Here is a 22,673-nt window from a genome sequence, read left to right as displayed (position 1 = left end):
GACATTGATGAGACGACTGGTCTTTTGTGAGGGCGGTTTTGTTTTTGGGTAGATTCAGGATACATATTTTTTTCAAGTGGATATTATTTTTTTCAGGTGAGATTTAAGTCTTGAATAAGGAATCTGTGTTAATTATAACAATGCTGTATCTCTGTTGAGGTTTCTTGTGTCACAAACACAAAATATAATGCTGCTGGGGTACGGTAGATAATTCTTGAAGCATGTGGTCATGCTTGACTACGATTAAATCAGAACCAATACTAAGTATAAACTTTATTTGTTCTAAGAATTGTTTTGCTTAGTTTTTACAAATTAATTTTATAATATTTTTTTTTTATGTTTAAATTATATTAAAAAAGTTTATCTACTTTTAATTATTTTTACTTTAGTAAATCTGAATATTTGTTTAGCCTAATGAAATTTTAGTTAAGTAAAATGCGCTGATCCTCTAAGCTGTGTTTTGAGAGATTTTCTTATGAATTCGAAAAACAAGTTAATAGAAGTTTTTTATTTATATATCAAGACAGTAGAATTTCTGTTTTTTCACATTAAGATAAATTTAGTGCACTATGTTGCGACTTGGAAGGTTCAATGATCTGAGTACTTTGTTTGATAAGTTGTTTGTTATTCCATTCTGCACACAATAAACTTTAAGGATAAATCAATAAATTTAAAAAATAAATTATTTATATCTTAAATTAAATTTGGTGAAAATATGAAAAATACATATAAAAAAGTAATTAAAATTTTTATTGTTGTATCTTTTTTGATTCTATTTCTGACACAATCTGTTTCAGCAGAAGGAACTTATCAGATTTATACTTTGGAAGATTTGAACAATATCAGAAATGATTTGTCAGGCGATTATACCTTAATGAACGATATAGATGCCTCACCCACATCTTCATGGAATGATGGAGCTGGATGGATGCCTGTCGGAAATGATTCGGCACCTTTCAATGGTACTTTTGATGGTTATAATTATAAAATTAATAATTTGCATATCGATGGGCCCGAAACTGAGAAAATAGGATTTTTTGGACTTACACGGGGGGCAAGAATTGAAAATGTTAAACTTGAAAACGTAAATATTACTGGAAAGGAAACCCTTACCACTTATAGACATGAAATAATTGGCGGGCTAATTGGCCAAATGGAAAATACTGAAGTAGTCAATTGTCATACATCTGGTAAAATCACAACTAAATATTATTTCTCTAGTAATAAAGCTGCTGGGCTTATTGGTTATGCTACATATGAAGATCCAAGGGTATCATCAAGACTAAATTACATTGGTTATTCAACTTCTTCATGTGATATCTATGGCAGAGATGGTGCAGGTTTTATTTTTGAGGCAGAGGGATATGGAGTCGTGGCTACATGTCCAGACGAATCATACTACTATGAAATAGGATATGAAGAAGGTGTAGACCTTATCATTGAGCATTGTTCTGCAACGGGCAATGTTAATACTTATAGAAGTGGTGCAGGATTTGTATTCTATTCATATAATACTAAGTTTATAGATTGCTTTGCAACTGGTAGAGTAGGAACTATTGGAAATAAAGATCTTGAAGGCGGTGGATTTGGATATGAAGTATGGGGATGCAAATTTGAAAGATGTTATTCTACTGGAACAGTTGAGGGAAGAGACTTTCTTGGTGGTTTCTTGTCTTACGGCGATTCAATATGGATTACTGAATGTTATTCAGATAGTAGGATAATTGGGCATGAAGGATTAGCTCACGGTGGCTTAATAGGTGAACTTACTTCAAATTATGAAGGTGTAACAACAATAGAAAATTCATATGCTACCGGAATGGTAACACAGGACTCAAATCCAAATGGATATGTTGGTGGGCTAATTGGAATGATACAAGATGCTGATTCTTCTAATATTACCAACTGTTATTCAGTTGGATTTGTTCAGGGTGAAAGTCCTTTTGGTGGAATGATTGGTAATATGTCAGGATCAAACAACATCATTCACTGCTATTATGACCAAGAAACATCTGGGCAGACAGATAATGATGGCAGAGGATATCCAAGAACAACAAGTGAAATGAAAACTCAATCCAACTATGTTGATTGGGATTTTGACGATATTTGGGCGTTTTCAAGTGAAGTAAACGATGGCTATCCCTATTTACAGCGACTAGAATCTGATGCAACTCTTCCATATGTAACTATTACCTCACCTTCATACGGTAGTGTAACAACCAGCAGTGTTGTTACTATCTCAGGTACTGCAACTGATGACGTTGGAATAGATGCCGTTACCGTAAATGGTGTTCTTGCCAGTGGGACTACTAGTTGGAGTGCAACTATATCCCTGCTTGAAGGAGAAAACATTGTTGATGTTGTTGTTAGAGACCTTGAAGGTAACGAAGTTAGAGATTTTACACGGGTTTATTATTACATTGATGACAACTGTCATCCCTTGTTCGCAGGAACGTCGCAAGTAGAGGTTGGGGGAACTTATTATTTATGGTATAAAGCAACACCGTATTCTGAAATATCAATTGAATCCGAATACCTGACATATACGCAACCGGATGAAAATGGAATATTTAATGTTTCTGTTGATACTAAAACAGAAGGATTTAGTGAAGGAATCTATGATATTTCTGCTTCTAGTGTAACTTTGTCAATAGGAGATGATGTGTATGATATCGATCCTTCGATGTTTGATTTCTCACTTGAAGTCTTGCCACGTGATTATTCCACATCTTGGTACATAAGTGAAAAAAGTGGGGGAGGATGTGGATTTTTTATATATGAAGACAATGAAACAAAAAAAGACTTTAAATTAACTGTTCAAAATCAAGATACAAACTTAATAATGAATAGATTATTGGATTCTACCCTAACTTACAATGGAGGTCTTGGTTTTGGAACTCGAGTGCGTTCAGCGGAAATTTCTGTAATCAATTCAGATGTCTATTCAGGCTCTAAAACCATGGTTGGATCACAGCTTCAGGTAGATTATGAAAACGCCCCCGATTCAGAGAAGCTGAAAGGTGCCCTATATATATTGACAAGTGTTGCTGATAGTCAAAATCCACTATTATATAAGACAATAGACGCTGTTACAAATCAAATTGAGACCGATTTATCATTAGATTATTATGAATCAGGAGTTGCAACAGTCGATGGAGCTGAAGCATATTTACTTAAAGCTGGCTTATCAGCAAAAGATGAAAATTCCGAAAGTACAAGTATTTTGGCAACTTTAGCAAACATTGCTGTTGGTTACAGTGCAGAAAATACAGCAGCTTGCATAAAAAATAGATTCTATCCTGAGGAAAATTATCAAGAATGCTCGGTTCAGTACACTATTAATCGTGATAAGGACATTTCTGCATCGATACTTAGTAATGAAGTTATTGATTGGGGAGAACATAATGGATATGATGCAACCGTAATAATTGGGAATGATGAATATAATAAAATGTACGGAAAAAAAATAATTAGGGATAATGTCTATTCTGATGAAGGCATTGTTCAACAGAAAACTTATGATTACGGTGAAATAACAGAATCCAACATTGCCAATCCTTTTGGAAAAGAAGATATTGAGCCAGAAAAAGTTTTCTCCAGCTTTTGTGAGAATACAAAAGATGCTGATTCTGGAAACATTAGTATTCAAGAAACAAAGGATGATTCTTATAATGTTGGTTTTCCAATAGAAGTCAAGATTGGACCCGCAAAATATATCTTGCATGATGAGGTAACTTTTGGGACTGCAAACAACTACCTCACTGAAAAGCAATTGATTTTTGGTAAGAATCCGTATATTGTGGAGATGTATTCATATGATAGCCATGTTGATAGTCCCACACAAGACTTGATTACAATTTTTAAGACTCTCCTCGAACCCGTCGGAAATGTTCTGAAATCTGTGGTGAATATTTTAACAGTGGAGATAGGCTCGGCTTCAACAGTCATGTTTTCAGATGGCAGCCTTTTTATCCCACACGCAGTAGAAGGAAATGTTTCCATAATATCATTTGGAACCAGTGAACCTGAAACCATGACATTCCAAATGTTCAGCACTATGGGTTTATTCTCTAGTTATGTAACAAGTATGAGTGGAGATGATTTTGCAATAGGGAATATTACAGATTTACAGCCATACAATGTTACACTGGATCAGGAAGCAACCTTAACCCTGAACTATGAAGACTCGGGAATTGCTGATGAGACGAATATTTCCATTTATAAGTGGAATGACTCACAAAACGCTTGGCTTCCTTTGGATTCGGTCATCAACCAAAGTGCCAATGAAGCTGAGACAAACATATCGAGTTTTGGAACTTTTACTGCAGGATATGACCAGACATCACCGGTAATGCAATGGAACACATCAACTCTGCATCTGGACAGGATATCTGCAAAGGCAAGAATAACAGACTCTGGATCAGGTGTCAATTCGTCTGCTATTTATCTATATCTGGACGATGTCCCACAAAACTTTACCTATAATATTTTCTCGGGAATGTTGACCTCAACTATGGAAACATCAGTTGGAGAACATGTGGTGAAGATATATTCAGAAGATACTTCCGGCAACTTTGAAACACTTGAAGTAAACGTTTCAGTAATTGAGCCTGTAGAGATTACCGATATGGACGTAAATTTCCAGGGTAGTGATTCAATCGTTGTAGAATGGGAATACGAAAGTGGGACATACCCACTGGATTACTTTGTTGTTTTACAAAACAACGAGGTATTAGAAAACACAACAATGAACAACTTTAGTTCAACTGACTTCATAGGCTCTACCTATGGTATATATCCTGTTGATACCTTCGGCAATTTTGGACGGGGAGCTGTTGTAACTTATCGGAGAAGTCAATTGGTACCATTGTTCTTCTATGAAGGTAATAGTTCATTCCTCCCGACAGTTGGGACACCGGTAACTTTCAATGCATCTGATAGTTATGTAACAAAAGGCACAATTGAAACAAATATCTCTAACTATACCTGGATATTCAATGATGATACTGCGAATGCAACGTCTGGAAAGATAGTTAATCATGTTTTTGATAGTGAAGGCCTAAACAAAATTCTGCTTATCGTTGAAGATGAGCAGCAGAACAATGCAACATTGATGAGAGTAATTGATGTGGCAAATAAGACACAAACTTCTGAAGTTCTACCACTAATCAACTTCGTTGCTCCGACTGCAGACAATGCTTCAATAATTTCTGAAAATTATATGCCTATCAATGTTACTGTAGAATCTTCGGTAAGTCAGAACAATACAACGGCCTTTATAGACTGGAACAATTCGCTTGTCGGCTGGTGGAGATTTGATAATGACAACGGAACACTTGTCGAGGATTATTCGATCCATCAAAAAACCGGGATCATGCACAACATGGATACCAGTCTAGATAATGGAACATCCGGTTGGACAACAGAAGGCAAATTTGGCAATGCAATGAGGTTTGACGGACTGGATGCCAGAGTAGAAATGTTGGATGATTCCGTATATGACATACCTATCCAAGGTGACGGAAAAATTACAATGGAAGCCTGGGTTTATCCTTTAAATTTGACCTATGAGTCAGGCATACTTTCAAAAAGAAGTAACTATAGAATGGTCATTCGGTCAGGAGGAGAACTCAAATTTCAATCATTTGGCTGGACAGGCGGAGGAGTTTCTTCAAAAGTGAAGGAGAATGAATGGTCTCATATAGCGATAACTTATGACGGAGAGACGGACCAGCTAAAATTCTATCTTAATGGCAATAATGTGAGAACTGTAGATTTATATCTACCGAATGGCGGAACAAATTCTAACAACTTGTGGATTGGTAGAGGTCATGATTACCTGACAATGCCTACCTTTAATGGAACTATAGATGAAGTCAGGTTATGGAAAAGATCTCTAAATCCTGAAGAGATCAAAGCATCCTACAATTCAGGTCTATATCGTCTTGAAACTAACATCACAGGTCTCGAAGATGGCATATATACTTACACAGCTCATGCACAAGACATTGAAGGTAATGTCAACCAGACTGAAACGAGAACAATAACAATTGACACTTATGTCAATAATGCTCCGGTACTCGATCCTATAGGTGATATTGTTATTGATGAGAATCAGGTTCTTTTACTGAATCTCTCAGCAGCAGATGATGAAGACGGACTTACTTACAGTGTATCATATCCAACTAACGACACATTTGGAAATTTGAGTGGAAATATGTTTACTTGGACCCCATCTGCATCAGATGTCGGTGTTCACTACCTGACTTTCAGCGTTTCAGACGGCAGTTTGAGTGATAATGAAACCATATCAATTACAGTGAACAATGCATCACCATTCAATGGTGATGGTACAGAATCAAATCCATACCAAATAACGAATGTTAATGAATTACAGTCGATGAACCAAGAATTATCAGCACATTATGTCCTGATGAATGATATTGATGCCAGTGAAACATCTACGTGGAACAATGGTGCAGGTTTTGAGCCAATAGGTAATTCTACAATGAGGTTCACAGGTTCATTTGATGGGAAAAATTGCACTATCAGTGATCTGTACATTAATAGACCATCTACTGATATTATTGGCTTATTCGGATATGTATATGGTACATATCCTGAAGATGGAATATGCACTATCAAATACCTAACTCTCGAAAATGCTTCTGTCGTAGGAAACTATTTAACTGGTGGACTTATTGGAAAGGCCGAAAGTAGTGGGATATACCAATGCAATGTTTTTGGACATATTGAGGGCAATTACTATACGGGTGGTCTGGTTGGTTTTCATTCTGGGGGTGATATCATAAAATCACATTCGAACGGAACAATTACTGGGACATATACTGTGGGTGGTTTAGCTGGTCTTAACGGCGCTGGTATTAGGAATTCATACTCTACAGGTTTGGTAAATGGAATATCTGCTGTGGGTGGTCTGGTTGGTGCTAATTTTGAGGTTTATATCATAAACTCGCACTCGAACGGAACAGTTACTGGAATATCTTCTGTGGGTGGTTTGGTTGGTTCCAACGGTGGTGGTATTAGAAACTCATACTCTACAAGTCCAGTTAACGGAGAAGACTACATAGGTGGTCTGGTTGGTTTTAATGCTGGAGGTATTGAAGAATCATATGCATGTGGTCCAGTCAATGGAACAACCAATGTGGGTGGACTTGTCGCTATGGAAGAATATTCCATTGTAACCTCCTCATACTGGGACACAGAAGCATCAGGTCAATCTACCAGTTATGGTGGTACAGGTAAAACAACTGCCGAAATGCAGAATCAGTCAACTTTTGTTGGCTGGGACTTTACTGATACCTGGTCAATATCAGGACAAATAAATAATGGTTATCCATTTTTACTCTAAAAAATGGATAACCTAACATTTTTATTTTTTACATCGTTCCGTCTTGGCAGTTGAATAGTTGACAGTATGGATAAAGTATTTTGACTAACTTACCAGATATGGTTTACATTTACAAATATCATAAATTACAAAATTTATTTTCCTTTCAACATCCAATCTTTATATATAAATTCCAACCATATCCTATACTCACCGGGTGAAACTATGGAGATCGAAGAATGGGAGAAACACTACGTAGAGGCGTATACAAACATCAAGGACTCTTTAAAGGATATAAGGGGAGTGTTCGTAGCCTATAACAGTAATATCGATGCCATCAAGCACATAAATGAGGATGAAGTGAAAAAACTTGTAGGCATCCTTGGCTGCGGTGCTATTCAGGAACAGATTATAAACTATCCCCGGGAAATAAAGGATCCGGTTGATTTCATGGCCCGCCTTGTCATTTCCATGCGTGACGGGAAAGCTGCGGAAGTGCCTACTTATGGTACTGATTTAAATGAATGGCTCATGGACAATCTTGTCTTCGATCATGCACGGATGGGGGGACAGGCTGGTATCATGTCCAATTTGCTGGCAAATCTGGGCCTGAATAACGTTATCACCTATGTACCCTGGCTCTCCAGGGAGCAGACTGAATACTTTGTTGATTCTCCTAACCTGAAGTATCCTGTTGTCGAGGATGGTAAACTGGTGCTGAAACGTCCAAAGGATGCTTACGACCCGGACCAGAAACCCAAGGTTAACTGGATAATCGAATACTCTAAAGGAACCAACATCTCCTGTGCAGGTACGTGTTTTGAGGTTCCCAGGGACAATCGTCTTATCATTTCATCAAGGCCTGAATGGCTGCGCATAGACATGGACAGTGAACTTTACGAACGGATTCCACAGATCAGGAAGGAAATTGATGGTGCAATACTTGCAGGCTACCAGATGATAAAAGAAGAATACGGGAACGGGATGACATATCGCCATTACGTGGAAAAAGCCGTTAATGTCATCGAATCCCTGAAAGCCTGTAATCCTGACATGCCCATTCATGTGGAATTCACATCCATACAGAACAAGGTCATCCGCAAGGCCATACTCACCGACATAGTGAAAAAGCATGTAACATCCCTGGGTCTTGATACTGTAGAGGTCGCGAACGCCCTCAATGTTCTCGGGTATGAGGAACTCGCCTACTCCGTTATGAGCAGGGACGAAAAGAGTGTAATTGCCCTGTATGAAGGCGCTGTCAGGCTTCTCAAGGATTTGCATTTGCATGTTGTCAATATTCATTCCCTGGGTCATTTCATATCCCTGGTTTCCGAAGACAATCCTGTTGATGTAGAAGATTACAGGGAAGCACTTCTTTTTGCATCAATTCTGGCTGCAACCCAGGCTTCCCTTGGTGGCATCAGCAGCATAGATGACGCAGAGGTAGGTCTGAAGGTGCCTGTTTATGAAAAAGGCCATGAAGACCTGAACAGCCTGGCCGCGTACCTTGTCAGGCAGGGAATCTGTACAATGGAAGATTTCGAGGACGGATGCGTGAATGCTCTCGGTCACAGCTTGGTGATCGTACCAACTAAAGTCGTGGAAGATCCCGCAGGAACAGTCGGCATAGGGGATGCTATCTCAGCAGGCACTTTTGTGGCAATGTTGACCAAGATCAAGGACTCAGACAAAGTTAAATGCCCGGAGTGATGCATGAACATACTCTGCGGTTATAATGCTAACGTTGATGCCATCAACAAGGTAGAAGGTGCCATGATGGCTGAAATGGCTGAAACATATAAAAAAGAGATAGTTGGAGTGATGCTTGATCCTCCAGGTACCATATCCTCAATACCTGAATTTTTTGCGGGTCTTTTCATCTGTATGCAACATGGTACGGGTGCTGAATGGATGGTTCTGGATAGTGAAGTCTTCCGCTGGCTCCGGGACAATTTTCTTGAAAGCTCATTCATGAGAATGGGCGGTAATATGGGGATCATGGCAAATGTCCTCTCTGAGCTTGGTGCATCTAAAGTGGTACCCAACGTTGCAAACCCTTCTGAACTTCAAATGTCTTTCTTTTCCAAAAAAGCGATATTCATCCCTGATTGCAAGGATGTCCGGAACGATGAATGTCCGGAAAGTTATGGGAATGAACTTATTCATTTTGTCTTTGATTTCAAAAAAGGAGACAAGTTCACATTTCTTGGAAAAGAAATATCCGTTCCAAGGGAAAACAGGTTTATTGCAACCTTTGATCCTCTGAATTTTGAACTATACATAGATGAGAATTTCAGCAACTACGCCCTTGAGCATATACGGGAAACAGATGGAGCGTTGGTATCGGGTTACCATATGCTGAGAGAAAGCTATCCCGATGGCAGCAGTTACACTGAAAAACTGAACAGGTCACTTGAACAGTTAAAACAATGGAAAAAGGCCAATGATAAATTACACATCCATGCAGAGTTCGGCCATTTCTCATCGGAAAAAATGGCATATGATGTTTTTAACAGTCTTTTTCCCTACGTTGACAGCATGGGTATGAACGAGGATGAGCTTGCAATGCTCGCACATATGAACGGACTCGATGCAGCCGGGATACTCGGGATGGATGCAAATGCGATTATCGAAACGGCCATAAATCTGTGCGACAAGTCCGGGCCAGGCAGGCTGTTGGTACATACAAGGGAATTCGTAATATCCATATCATCCAACGGCCTGCTGAAGCCACAACAGACACTTGAAAGCCTGCACTTCGGAGTGGATTGTGCTGCAGCCTTTGCTTGTTTCGGAAAACTTGATGACAGGGCGTCATTGCTGAGAATCGCATCAAACATAGATGAAAGTGAATTCGGAAAGATGCAGATGCAAAAAATTGCAGACACTATACATTCCGAAGCTGGCATAAAGACCGGAAATTCAATTTTCAGAAGGTATCAGGGGCACGACATCTTTGCAATTCCCACGCGCCTTTGCGATGATCCTGTCTCCACCGTGGGACTTGGAGACACAATATCCTCCGCCATATTCTTAAGGGAACTTGAACTAAAATCCTGATCATGTACACACTTTTTTGTGAAAACTTCAACCTGGATTATACACTGGACTGCGGTCAGGTCTTTCGCTGGGACTACATAGATGACTGGTGGACAGGAGTCGTAAATGGTGAGGTTGCACGCTTGCAGCAGGATCCAAAAAGTGGCGAAGTTCTTGTGGATTCAAAACTTCCGGCCTCTTTATTTGAGAATTATTTCCGCTTCGATGATGATCTTGATACCATTCTGCGGGAGGTTAACAAGGACGAGTTTATGGACGAAGCCATAAAAAAGTACTGGGGACTACGTCTTATCAGGCAGGATCCCTGGGAATGCCTGATATCCTATATGCTTGCAACTGCCTGGAGCATTCCGAACATCAAAAGGGGTATTTCCATGATGTGCAGCAACTATGGGGAGAAAATTGAAGACGGTTACTACAGTTTTCCGAAGCCTTATTCACTAGTCCATGCATGTGACGATGACATGCGGGCCTGTAAGCTTGGTTTCAGAGGAGGTCGTGTTATCAAGGCAGCAAAGCATATAGAGGAAGGGAATCTTGTACTTGAAGATATCTTCGAACTGGATTACAATGTCGCAAAACAGAGATTGATGTTCCTTGAAGGCATCGGGGAAAAAGTCGCAGACTGTATACTTCTCTTTGCATTCGACAAAATGGAGGCTTTCCCTGTGGACACCCACGTGGAAAAAGTTGTAAGAACTGTCTATGGTCACGATGATTTTTTCAACGGCACGGTTACAAAGAACAAAATCGGTAACTGGGGACGCATGTATTTCGGAAGATATTGCGGCTATGCCCAGCAGTACTTTTTTTACCAGAAAAGACTGGAAGGCCTGGCTTGAGAAGCTTTTTGGTTTATTTTTTCTTCCATTTTCTCAGGAACGTCCGGAAATTCTTATCCTCTATATTGCAAAGCTGTTCATTTTCAAGTATCTGGTATCCCTCTTTAACAGTTTCTGTAAGTTGCTTACCCATAGAGCAGGTAGCTAATTTTTCCTCAAGAAGTTCTTTTGCAGTGGGGAATTTCCTTTTGATATCTGCAACGTAATTCCCGTTCTCAATGTAAAGTGAAAAAGTTTCATCTGATCCCTCATACTTGGACTTGAAACCCTGTGCATGACTGCGTACCCACACAGGTGGGCCCGGATGTTTTTTCACAATCGGAAGTGTGGATGAGAGCAGTTCCAAAAGCACAACTGAATCTTCACCTGCCCATGTGCCGGTATTTATTACCGTGAACTCATGCTGTTCCAGCAGTGCCCGTACACTTGCTTCCATTTTATCAAGCTGGGGATACAGTACATCTTCCACCACATTCGGTGTCTCAAAAACAATCGCTATGAAGGAGCTTTTTCGCTCCTGGAGAATATTAAGAATCTCCTCGTCGGTAAGAGGATTTTGAGCCTTTGGGAAAAAGAATTCCACTGAAGGCTTATCCACATATGACCTGCACACTTCTATAAAGAGAGCAAACTTGTCAATAGAAAGTGCAGCGGCGACATTTCTTCGCGGGTCTGTAGGGTCCACGACTACAAGAGGTTCTTCATGTTTCACACTTCCATGTCCCAGCAGGTCAATAACTATTCCGGGTTTCCATTCGCACGCGTGGGCTATGACTTCCCTGAAAGAGCCATAATGGATGACCAGCAGTTCAGTAAGATATCCCGAAAACCCCCGGGTGCGCAGTTCGGAACCATAAACCCCGGTTCCTTTCATGAATTGCTTCAATATCAGGACATCATCCTGAAGACTATTGATTTTCTCCTTTACAAACCTGTTATGGAAAGGTGTCCTGTCAACTGCTGATTTAATATTAGATGCCGAGCCTACCGCAAAGCAAGGTACAACATCCACATCGAATCCTCTGTATCTCATATTAAGATAGGGATGCTCTGCATAGCGCTCCTCAAATGCTTCAGCATCCTTTGCAAGTTCCCTGGCAATCAGAAGACCCGATGATTCAAGTTCTTCCCGGCTTGTTTCCTCGGGAAATGATATGAAAATGTCAAGGTCGTGGGTGCCTGATATCCATGTTCCTCTGGCAGCAGAACCCACAAGCATTGTTTTTGTTTTTTCGATACCCATTTTGCCGGCAGCAACATCTGCCTTCTCAAGCAGTTCATCAACTATAATGGAGAGTCTTTTTTTCTCTTCCCCGGAAGGTTTTATTGTTTCCAGTACCTGCTCTTCTATTGCAGTTTCGGGTTTCTTTTCCATTGCCATTGTCCTGTCCATTGTTACTTCTTTTTTCAGATATCAAGTTTTGTATGTGCAGGTTTAATCTGATATATTCTAAAAGCTTAATAACTAATATGTATCTCTTTTTTGCCCGGATAGTATTATAATTTGCATAAAATAGTAATACCTGACAAAAAATCGACAAATTATTTATACTATCAAATTACTTTGATTCAGTATTATATTAACTATTTAAGTGCTGGCGCAAAAGGGGGACTAAAAATCAAAAACTTTTTTGAGAGGCTTGGTTTCTTCATTGAAAACAATACCATCCCTATCCTCCTGATAGCCTTTCTGTTCATTATTATCTCTTTTCAGGGTGCTCAGTTTATCGAAATGAAATCGGGTACTGATACTTTTGTCGAAAAGAATTCAAAGTTGTATCAGGATTATGATCATCTTTATCTTGGTCTTTTCAGCACTGAATCCATTGTCATATTGATTGAGGGGGACGATGTGACAAAACCCGAGGTCCTGCAGGCAATGGATCGTATAGATAAGACTGCCAGCAACATCCCCGGTGTCATGGAGGTCACATCCCCCTCCAGAATCATAAAAGACAATAATTATCAATCGACGGGTAAGTGGACGATTCCGAACGAGGAAGGTGCGGTTGATGAATTGATATCCCAGGGAATGCCTGAATATCTGATGCCGGATGACAAACACGCTTTTATTTCAGTTGTTTTCGGTGGAACAGTTTCAGAAACCACACGTGAAGAAATACTTCGTGAGACGGAAATATCAATTCCCTATGCAGAATTCCCGCCCGGTTACAATATCATTGTTACGGGAGATGTCGCTTTTGATATCGCCATGAACGAGGAAATGAATACAAGTATGGGTACCTTGCTCATGCTTTCCGTGCTGCTGATGATCGTGGTGCTATATCTGGTTTTCAGGCATGTACGCTGGAGACTTTTGCCTCTTCCCATTGTTCTTCTCGGAATTATTTACACGTTCGGTGCAATGGGCTATCTTGATATACCCATGACAATGGTCTCGATGTCCGCTTTTCCTGTGCTAATAGGTCTTGGCATTGATTATGCCATACAGTTCCATAACCGTATAGAGGAGGAGTTTGAACGCAATCATTCCGCCTCGTATGCGGTTATTGAAACCGTAAAGCATACGGGGCCGGCAGTGCTCATTGCATTGGGTATAACAGGGCTTGGTTTTGTTTCTCTTTTCACGTCATCAGTTCCAATGATCCAGGATTTCGGGAAACTGTTACTTATTGGTATTATAATGTGTTTCATGTCTTCCCTTTTTGTCGGTGTGAGCGTCATCTATGGCCTGCATGGATTATCAAATAATTCTATTGTCAAAAAACTGAGTTTCAGGAAAAAAGAACGCAAAAAGAAAAATAATCGTTCAGGTGCTGGTGGTCCCGACATGATGGAACGCCTGATCGAAAAGTCTACTGTGACTGCAATGCATCATCCTTTTATTATCCTGGCAATAGCAGGTTCCTTATGTCTGGGAGGTTTGTACTTCGATGCACAGGTTCCCATCCAGACCGATGTCACAACTTTTGTTCCCCAGGACATGGAAGCACTCATTGACCTGAAGCATTTCGGGGATATCCTTGGTGGGGATGAAGAGATCAACATTATCATCAAAACGGATAACAATGCCGATCCGGAACTTCTGGAATGGGTTGATGAGTTCTCGGATCACGAAGTAGAGAGCAGGGGACACATTTACGGTTCATCGAGTATCGTAGATGTTATCAAATCTATGAATGATGGTGTTATTCCGCAAGACACCGGGGAAATTGAACAGTTGTATTCAGAGATCCCGGAAAACCAAAGGGATAGGTACCTTCATGGCAATAACATGCTGATCCTGAACCTGAATATCGGCAATGCGATGCTTGAGATCGGACTGGAGGGTATTCAGGACCTTACCAGTATTGTCGAGGAAGATGTAGTATGGATGCCTCCACCTCCCGGTACTACTGTTACTATGACGGGCAACTCCGTAGTGTTTTTCACAGTCATCTCAGCTCTTACATCAGGCCGTCTTATGATGACACTACTGGGACTCGTACTGGTCTTTGCCGGCCTGCTTGTGATCTATCGTGACCTTTTGAAAGCATTCACGCCGGTCATTACAATGTTCATGGTAATCGGCTGGTCAGGAGGACTCATGTACCTGATGGGTATGGAGTACACACCAATGACCGCGACTCTGGGTGCGCTCATACTTGGAGTTGGCTCCGAGTATGCGGTACTCATGATGGAAAGGTATTTCGAGGAAAGGGACAAAGGTGCTGAGCCAGAAGCAGCCATGAGAGAATCAAGTGTAAAAATCGGAAAAGCCATTGTTACATCGGGACTGACAACGGTCTTTGGTTTCTCGGCATTGATAGCTTCCCCATTTTCCCTCACAAGCAATTTCGGAATAATAACTGTCATGGATGTAATCCTGGCTTTAATGGCATCTTTCATCGTATTCCCTGCGGTTATCGTGCTACTTGATAAGCATCGAATGAAAAAGAAGGCCAAAAAGCTCAGAAAAAACAAATCATCTTACAACAGCACACATGAATTGAGTAAAAAACCAAAGGAGGTAACGTTCTGATGAGGACAAAAGAAAAAATAGTTCTCAGGAGATTTTGTCTGATTGCAGCTTGCCTGTGTTTGCTTATAGGGGCGGTACTGCCTGTTTCTTTTGTGGCAGCAGCAAAGGATTATCTTCCTCCTGTTAATGAAATGACAACGAATTACTACACAAGCTACGGTGAACCTGACATATATGCCTCCGTAATTGGTGATACGGAACTTGAGCGTGGGGAGACCGCCAATATAGAAGTGGTTCTCTCGAACAGAGGTGTTCTCTATGGTGTAAAAGGCGATACAAGCACGGGCACTTCTGAAGCAGCCCATTCGCTGGCTTTGCAGGAACTTGAATATGAAAAAATGAGGACAACTGCCATTGGTGTGAAAACCAGTCTGGTGTCGGATACGGAGTATATAGATATTGATCCGGAAACCAGCAGTCAGTCACTTCCGGATCCACTCTCACCGGGCGTACTGCCTGATGATCCTCTTATTTTCACAGTCACTGTTTCCAATAATGCTCCTGCGGGCGTTTATACGCTGGAAATGCCTGTGACATATGAATACCAGTATGATGCCAGGATGACTGCCGGAGAGACTGTAGCCATTGGTCTTCCGGAACTTGACCATGCAAGCTATTACAGGTCCGTTAACAAGACCCTTTCAATCCCTGTGATTGTAGAACCGGATGCAGATTTTGCAGTCACGGATGTTTCCGGTCAGCTTGTCCCCGGGGAAGATAATGTTATCAATATAACCTACAGCAATACAGGTGAACTCCCTGCTAAAGATGCAGTAGCCCGTGTAATTGTCATGAAACCACTTCAGGCCGACAGTCCTATACAGCGCCTTGGTACCATTATGCCAGGTGAGAGCAAAACAGCTTCTTTTGTTCTTTCCTCCGAGGGTCAGGCTGTTGAAAAGACCTATGGTATAGACAGTGAGATAAAGTATCTGGATGAGGATGAGGAAATTGCCTATTCCGATAACATGAAGGTTAATATTGAACTGGAATCTTCCGGAAGGGAACTTAATATCTCGTTACTGGCTTTGCTTGGTATACTCGCGATATCAGCTGTAATAATCATAAAATCATTTAAAAATCAGAAATCGAAGAAATCTCAGAAAAATGAGGAGAATCAATCGGATTTAGGAGAATAATTATGCTAGACATTCGATCAATAAAACGTCCGCTGTTAATATTTGTCACATTGTTCTTCATATTGCAGGCTTGCATGCCTGTACAGGCTGAGCTGCCTGAATTTTTCAATTTTGACGAGAACTACTATACCGTATATGGTGGTCCTAATTTGAGTGCCACTTTCATAGGTGACAATGAATTCTCGCGAGGAGATGAGGTTACAATAAACCTTGACCTTATGAACAAAGGTGTAGTTACGGGCTTTGAATCCGAGGATGAGCCAACATTTGGTTCAGATCTCGAGCAGAAGCTTCAAAAGTCGGAAATGGGATACGAGGCACAACGCACTACTGCTATAGGTATAATTGCAGCGCTGAATTCCAGTAGTCCTTATGTAAAAATAAAGTCCGGTTCCCAGGAAGCAGGCACACTTCCAAGTGGTGAACAATTAGAAGATCCGGTCCGTTTTGATATCGAGATATCAAAAAATGCACCTGCAGGCACATATCCTCTGATGCTTGACCTCAATTATGGTTATCAGGAGAATGTACAGGTTAACGGTGACAATGAGACCGACATTGGGATCACAAACATGGAGGTAGGACTATGGTATGCCGAGGGTTACCAGAACCAGACAATTGATATTGTAGTTAAGGAAGCACCTGAGTTCGAGGTCGTAGATGTGGAAGGTAATCTTTACGCAGGTGAGGAAGGTCTTCTCTATGTGACCTATGAGAATACCGGTGAGGAAGCTGTTAAGGATGCAACTGTCAGGATAAGTGCGGATGATCCTTTCAGCACTACGGATGACCAGTCATTCATTGGTTCGCTGGCTCCCGGAGAAACTGCAGAGGCCGTATTTAAACTGAAGGTGGATGAGACTGCCGTGTCCAAGTCATATGCTATTAACAGTGAGATCAAATATGAGGATACGGACGGACATAACCAGATATCCGATACTCTCAAAATAAGGACGGAAACCGTTCCCGGCCAATCAGCATTGGAATCGCTTTCAGGATATACCTGGCTTCTGGGTATTCTGGCAATTGGAGTTATCGGTGCTGGAGGATACTTTGTCTATGGAAAATTCGTGAAGAAATAAGGATACAGGATTTTCCTTATTTTTCTTCTTTATTAAAAAGTCCGATATTCTCCTTTTTTATGACATGGTTGTAGTTTTTATAGCCAAGAATATCGGCTATCATGTTCGTGTGCTGACCTTTGATTTTTTCCAGCTCTTCAGAAGTATAATCCGTGATTCCCTTGGCAAAGGTCTCTTCATTACATTTTATCTCTATGATGTCTCCCCTGTCAAAACTGCCTTCTACATTGAGCACGCCCGAGGGAAGAAGGCTCATGCTGTTAAGGATAGCATCCCTGGCACCTGCATCAACTTCCACTGAACCGCATGCTTTGGAGAGAAGTATCCATCTGATCCTGTTCCTGTGTACTTCCTGGTTTGCAACGAACAGGGTACCTATTTCCTCGGCATCCAGAACCTTTTTGATAATGTTCTCGACATTGCTGTTGGCAATTACCATATTGCAGCCGGCCATGTAACATATCTTGGCGGCTTCTATCTTTGTTCTCATCCCGCCAACTCCTTTCATGCTGGTCGGGCTGCCGCCGTAACTTTCTACTTCGGGAGTGATCTCATCTATGATACTTATGAAATTGGCATCGTTATTGCGTTTCGGATTCTTGTCATAGAGTCCGTCGATATCGGAAAGAACTATGAGAAGATCAGCTTCTATCTTGCTTGCAACCATTGCAGAGAGTTTGTCGTTGTCTCCGAAGGTGGCTTCTATTTCGTTGACAGAGGTTGGATCGTTCTCATTGATGATTGGAATGACACCGTAGCTGAGCAATGTGGATATGCTGTTTCTCAAGTTCAGGTATGTAAGCCTGTTAGAGAAAGATTCGTATGTCAGGAGAATCTGCGCAATTTTAAGGTTATGTTTGGCGAAGGAATTGCTCCACTCCTGCATAAGCACACTCTGTCCGACCGCAGCACAGGCCTGCCTGACCGGAATTTCCCTGGGTCTGCTGTCAAAGCTGAGCATATCGATACCTATGCCGATTGCACCTGAGCTTACGAGGATGACTCTCTTGCCCATTTCATGCAGAGCGGCAACCTGGGATGCGATATTGTCCATAAAAGGGTGATTGAGTCTCCCTTCTTCCGTATTGATGGAAGATGTGCCGATCTTTATTACTATCTTATTGATGTCGCCAATGATCTCTTTCCGGTCGGTCACAGGTCTGCCTCTACTGTAAAATTGTTATCCATTTATCGGGATTATTCTAGTGTAGTGTCTAGTACTTCAGAGACATTCCTGTCCATAATCCTGTGGGTGAACTTCCTGGCTTCGGGGCCTGCATAGTCTGCTACTTTGTCACCGTTGCCAACAAGTATGTATTTGTATATCAGTAGTCCTTCCATGCCCACCGGACCCCTTGCATGAATCTTGTTAGTACTGATACCTACTTCCGCACCTTTTCCGTACCTGAAGCCATCTGCAAATCTTGTTGATGCGTTTATCATTACGCTGGAAGAGTCTACAAGGTCTGTGAAATCCTTTTTCTTGAATTTGTTTTCGGTGATGATGGCGTCTGTATGATGTGAACCATAGGTGTTGATGTGTTCTATTGCTTCGTCCATTGACCCGACTATCTTTATGGAAAGAACAAGATCGTTATATTCGGTACTCCAGTCTTCTTCGGTGGCCCTGAGAATGCTTTTCAGGAAATCGATCATTTCAAGGCTGTCATAGGACTGCTCGTCGCAGCGCATTTCCACACCTGCTTCGTCAAGCATCTTTGCCATTGTAGGAAGGAACTTTTCTGCAACTTTCTCATGCACAAGCAATGTCTCCATTGCGTTACACACTGCAGGGTACTGGACTTTGGAATCAAAGCAGACATCGTATGCCTTTGAAAGGTCTGCGTTGTCATCAACATAAACATGGCAGATACCGTCTGCATGTCCGAGGACAGGTATCTTTGTGTTGTCCTGCATGTATTTTACGAATGCATTGGAGCCCCTTGGAATAAGCAGGTCAATATATGCATCCATGCTGAGGATGTCGTTGACCTCTTCTCTTGTTTCCATCAACTGGAACGCACCTGCTGGCATACCTTTCACAGACTCAGCAGCTTCATTCAGAAGATCAAAGATTACACGGTTGGAATTGAGTGCTTCGCTGCCACCCTTGAATATAGTTGCATTCCCGCTTTTCAGGCAAAGAGACATAACCTGTGGAACTACATCGGGACGAGCTTCGAATATTACACCGATAAGCCCAATTGGGCAGCTTACCTGGTAGAGTTCAAGCCCCTGGTCGAGTTCAAGTGCTTCGATGGTTTCACCAACAGGGTCTGCCAGCTCAATAACATCACGGATTCCGTCTATCATTCCGCTGATCTTACTGTCACTGACCTTGAGCCTGTCCACAAGTGCCTGGGAAAGCTCGCCTTTTCTTTTCAGTTTTTCTGCTGTTTCGACGTCTTTCTGGTTTGCCGCCAGGATTTTTTCGCGATTATTGTCAAGTGCCTGTGCCATCGCTTCAAGAGCGGTATTCTTTGTTTCTGTATTGACACTTGCGAGGATGATGGATGCCTTCTTTGCCTCAATGACCTTTTCTTCAATTTCCGTAACCATGAAATAAACCACCTTGGGTTTTTAAAAGAGTGATGTAAGTATTAAGTGTCTCTATTATATAGTATAGTGATATTGCACATTGTTCTTTGGTTTTATAGTTATCGATAATGGTGCTTGGTGTCTTTCTATTTCAATCATAACAAAAGAAGACTGTCACCAATTAGCACGATTACTGTTTTCAGATATCTTTATCAATAATCGTTAAGTATACGCTGGCAGGAGATTCTTATGAGAAAACGCGAGTATATGCTGGGAAACGTTGCAATTGCACGCGGTATCGTTGAAGGGGGCGGACAGGTCATATCCGGCTATCCCGGAACCCCGTCGTCAGAAATCATCGGTACACTGGCAGGAATGAAAGAAAGGGACTTTTACGTAGAGTGGTCGGTCAATGAGAAGGTTGCCCTTGAGGTGGCAGCCGGTGCCGCGATGGCAGGTGTGCGTTCAGTTGCAACCATGAAACATGTTGGATTAAACGTTGCAGCAGACCCCCTGATGACTCTTGCATACACAGGTGTCAAGGGTAGTATGGTCATCATTGTTGCGGATGATCCTTCATGTCACTCATCACAGAACGAGCAGGACACCCGCAGGTATTCTCAATTCTCACTCATCCCCTGTCTGGACCCTTCCACGCCACAGGAAGCAAAAGATATGATGGTTTATGCACTGGAAATATCCGGTAAATTGCAGATGCCTGTGATCTTCAGGCCCACAACACGTATATCGCATGGTAAATCCGATGTGGAACTGGGACCTGTGAATGAGGACCGGCCTGAGGCTGGTTTCCAGAAAGATCTGGAGCGGTGGGTCATGGTTCCGAAAAATGCGAGGATACAGCACCCTCGTTTGCTTGAATTGCAAAAGGACATTCTCGGTGAACTCGAGGATTCTCCCTGGAATGAGCTGGATCTTCGTGAAGATGCCAAAACAGGTGTCATAGCATCGGGAATTGCTTCTGTTTACGCTGAAGAGGCCATTATAAAGCAGGGTATAAATGCATCATTCCTCAAGATCGGGACTTATCCGCTGCCTGACAAAAAGATACGCACCCTTATGGAAAACTCCGACCGCATAATCATTTTTGAGGAAATGGAGCCGGTCGTCGAGGAACAGGTAAGGATAATTGCACAGGAAACAGGTTCCTGTGTAGAGATTGTTGGCAAGATGCAGGGTCCTGTGCCAAGGATATTCGAACTGAACACTGATATCTGCGCAGACGTCCTTGCAGAAGTTCTCGGACTTGAAAGGAGTGACGTTCCGGCTGATGTCGGAGAGGATTTTGATTACGATGCTTGCAGGATCGAGCTTCCTATGCGTCCTCCTGTCATGTGTCCGGGCTGCTCTCACAGGTCAACTTTCCATGTCATGAAGAAAGTATATGGAAAAGATGCTATTTTCCCGAGTGATATCGGTTGCTATACACTTGGTATACAGAGCGGTACCGTTGATACCACTCTCTGTATGGGTGGAAGCATAACCGTTGCAAGCGGGATGTACCAGGCCGGGGAGAAAAAACCAATATGCTGTTCCATTGGTGATTCTACTTTCTTCCACACAGGTATGAACGGTCTTCTCAATGCTATCTATAATAAAGCTGACATTACGGTAACCATAGTAGATAATCGCACAACTGCCATGACCGGACACCAGCCAAATCCCGGAATGGGAAAGACGGCTACCGGTGAGGAAACAACTGAAGTGGACCTGGAAGAGTTGTGTAAGGGCATGGGTGCCGGTTTCGTGGAGACTGTTGACTCTTATGATCTCGAAAAGACAGAAGAAGTATTTAAAAGAGCAAAGGACTACAAGGGAACTTCTGTTGTAATCACAGAGCAGCTCTGTGTCATTGATGCAAAGCGTGCAGGAATTCGAAAGAATCCGTTTATCATTAATACGGAGGAATGTGTTGGATGCAGGATATGTGTTAACCTTGGTTGTCCGGCAATTGAATTTGATACGGAATCCAAAAAAGCATCTATTAATTCTATGTGCACTGGCTGTGGAGTATGTGCTCGCTTGTGTAAGTTTAATGCAATTACGGAGGTGAAGAAATGAGTGCTGAAGGAATCTCGCAATTTGATCTTGTCATTGCCGGTGTGGGCGGACAGGGTACTATCCTTGCATCTGATATAATCGGTAAAGCTGCAGTGAGGGAAAATCTGTCAGTACGTGCAGCAGAAACTCATGGTATGGCACAACGTGGTGGTTCAGTAGTCAATCATGTCAGAATCGGATGTGAGTTTGGTTCCATGATTCCCGTAAAGGGTGCTGACGTATTGCTGGCTCTTGAACCAAGTGAATCTCTCAGGTATCTGGAATACCTTTCCGATGATGGCGTGATCATAGTCAACACCGAACCGATACTTCCGGTGACAGTTACCTCAGGACTTTGTACATATCCTGATGTTGATTCTATCATCGCAAGACTCAAGCAAAACCATGAAGTCAAGGAATTCAATGCAACAAAACTTGCAAAAGAAGCGGGAAATCTGCAATCCATGAACGTTGTAATGGTTGGTGCAGTCTCAAATTACCTGCCGATACCTGTTGAAACTATGCTGGAATGTGTAAGGGAACTTGTCCCCCCGAAAACTATCGATATCAATGCCAAGGCCTTTGAGATGGGAAGGTCTGTAATACAGGGATGACCTT

Annotated in this window: 12 protein-coding genes; 9 read left to right on the top strand and 3 right to left on the bottom strand. The window is 41.8% G+C overall.

What is annotated here, in order from left to right:
- Positions 1 to 715 precede the first annotated feature (715 nt).
- The 4 genes from V7O62_RS06225 (at position 716) to V7O62_RS06210 (ending at position 11,256) form a co-directional block, all read left to right on the top strand.
- Positions 716 to 7,372, top strand: a complete 6,657-nt coding sequence (locus V7O62_RS06225; protein WP_406658139.1) for a LamG-like jellyroll fold domain-containing protein — start codon at positions 716 to 718, stop codon at positions 7,370 to 7,372.
- A gap of 204 nt (positions 7,373 to 7,576) precedes the next feature.
- Complete coding sequence (gene pfkC / locus V7O62_RS06220) at positions 7,577 to 9,064, top strand: ADP-specific phosphofructokinase (RefSeq protein WP_406658138.1); 1,488 nt, start codon at positions 7,577 to 7,579, stop codon at positions 9,062 to 9,064.
- A 3-nt stretch (positions 9,065 to 9,067) separates the two neighbouring features.
- On the top strand, positions 9,068 to 10,414 hold the full coding sequence (locus tag V7O62_RS06215) for an ADP-dependent glucokinase/phosphofructokinase (RefSeq protein WP_406658137.1): 1,347 nt from the start codon (positions 9,068 to 9,070) through the stop codon (positions 10,412 to 10,414).
- Between the two features lie 2 nt (positions 10,415 to 10,416).
- The gene (locus tag V7O62_RS06210) at positions 10,417 to 11,256 is read left to right on the top strand and encodes a DNA-3-methyladenine glycosylase family protein (protein ID WP_406658136.1); all 840 of its coding nucleotides are present in this window, start codon (positions 10,417 to 10,419) and stop codon (positions 11,254 to 11,256) included.
- Between the two features lie 13 nt (positions 11,257 to 11,269).
- On the opposite strand, the gene cca is transcribed toward V7O62_RS06210, so the two are convergent.
- Positions 11,270 to 12,649 carry a CCA tRNA nucleotidyltransferase gene (gene cca, locus V7O62_RS06205; protein WP_406658135.1) on the bottom strand — a complete coding sequence of 460 codons (1,380 nt, stop codon included), beginning with the start codon at positions 12,647 to 12,649 and terminating at the stop codon, positions 11,270 to 11,272.
- 285 nt (positions 12,650 to 12,934) lie between these two features.
- Between cca and V7O62_RS06200 the strand changes: the two genes are divergently transcribed.
- Genes V7O62_RS06200 through V7O62_RS06190 form a run of 3 tightly spaced genes read left to right on the top strand, consistent with a single transcriptional unit; the run spans position 12,935 to position 17,459 of the window.
- Positions 12,935 to 15,238 (top strand): hydrophobe/amphiphile efflux-3 (HAE3) family transporter, encoded by a 2,304-nt coding sequence (locus tag V7O62_RS06200; RefSeq protein WP_406658260.1) that lies wholly within the window; start codon positions 12,935 to 12,937, stop codon positions 15,236 to 15,238.
- Positions 15,238 to 16,377, top strand: coding sequence for a COG1361 S-layer family protein (locus V7O62_RS06195; RefSeq protein ID WP_406658134.1), 1,140 nt, complete (start codon positions 15,238 to 15,240; stop codon positions 16,375 to 16,377). The genes V7O62_RS06200 and V7O62_RS06195 overlap by 1 nt, the downstream gene beginning before the upstream one ends.
- A 2-nt stretch (positions 16,378 to 16,379) precedes the next feature.
- Positions 16,380 to 17,459 carry a COG1361 S-layer family protein gene (locus tag V7O62_RS06190; protein ID WP_406658133.1) on the top strand — a complete coding sequence of 360 codons (1,080 nt, stop codon included), beginning with the start codon at positions 16,380 to 16,382 and terminating at the stop codon, positions 17,457 to 17,459.
- A gap of 16 nt (positions 17,460 to 17,475) precedes the next feature.
- On the opposite strand, the gene proB is transcribed toward V7O62_RS06190, so the two are convergent.
- Entirely contained in the window at positions 17,476 to 18,615 is a 1,140-nt protein-coding gene (proB, locus tag V7O62_RS06185) for a glutamate 5-kinase (protein WP_406658132.1), read from the bottom strand.
- 41 nt (positions 18,616 to 18,656) lie between these two features.
- Entirely contained in the window at positions 18,657 to 20,018 is a 1,362-nt protein-coding gene (locus V7O62_RS06180) for a glutamate-5-semialdehyde dehydrogenase (protein WP_406658131.1), read from the bottom strand.
- Positions 20,019 to 20,246: 228 nt separating this feature from the next.
- Between V7O62_RS06180 and iorA the strand changes: the two genes are divergently transcribed.
- Both iorA and V7O62_RS06170 read left to right on the top strand, forming a co-directional pair.
- Positions 20,247 to 22,076 carry an indolepyruvate ferredoxin oxidoreductase subunit alpha gene (gene iorA, locus V7O62_RS06175; protein ID WP_406658130.1) on the top strand — a complete coding sequence of 610 codons (1,830 nt, stop codon included), beginning with the start codon at positions 20,247 to 20,249 and terminating at the stop codon, positions 22,074 to 22,076.
- On the top strand, positions 22,073 to 22,669 hold the full coding sequence (locus V7O62_RS06170) for an indolepyruvate oxidoreductase subunit beta (RefSeq protein ID WP_406658129.1): 597 nt from the start codon (positions 22,073 to 22,075) through the stop codon (positions 22,667 to 22,669). The genes iorA and V7O62_RS06170 overlap by 4 nt, the downstream gene beginning before the upstream one ends.
- Positions 22,670 to 22,673 lie beyond the last annotated feature (4 nt).

This window comes from Methanolobus sp. ZRKC2 (genome assembly GCF_045291185.1).
Taxonomy (GTDB): domain Archaea; phylum Halobacteriota; class Methanosarcinia; order Methanosarcinales; family Methanosarcinaceae; genus Methanolobus.
This window is presented reverse-complemented; position numbering and strand designations above follow the sequence as displayed.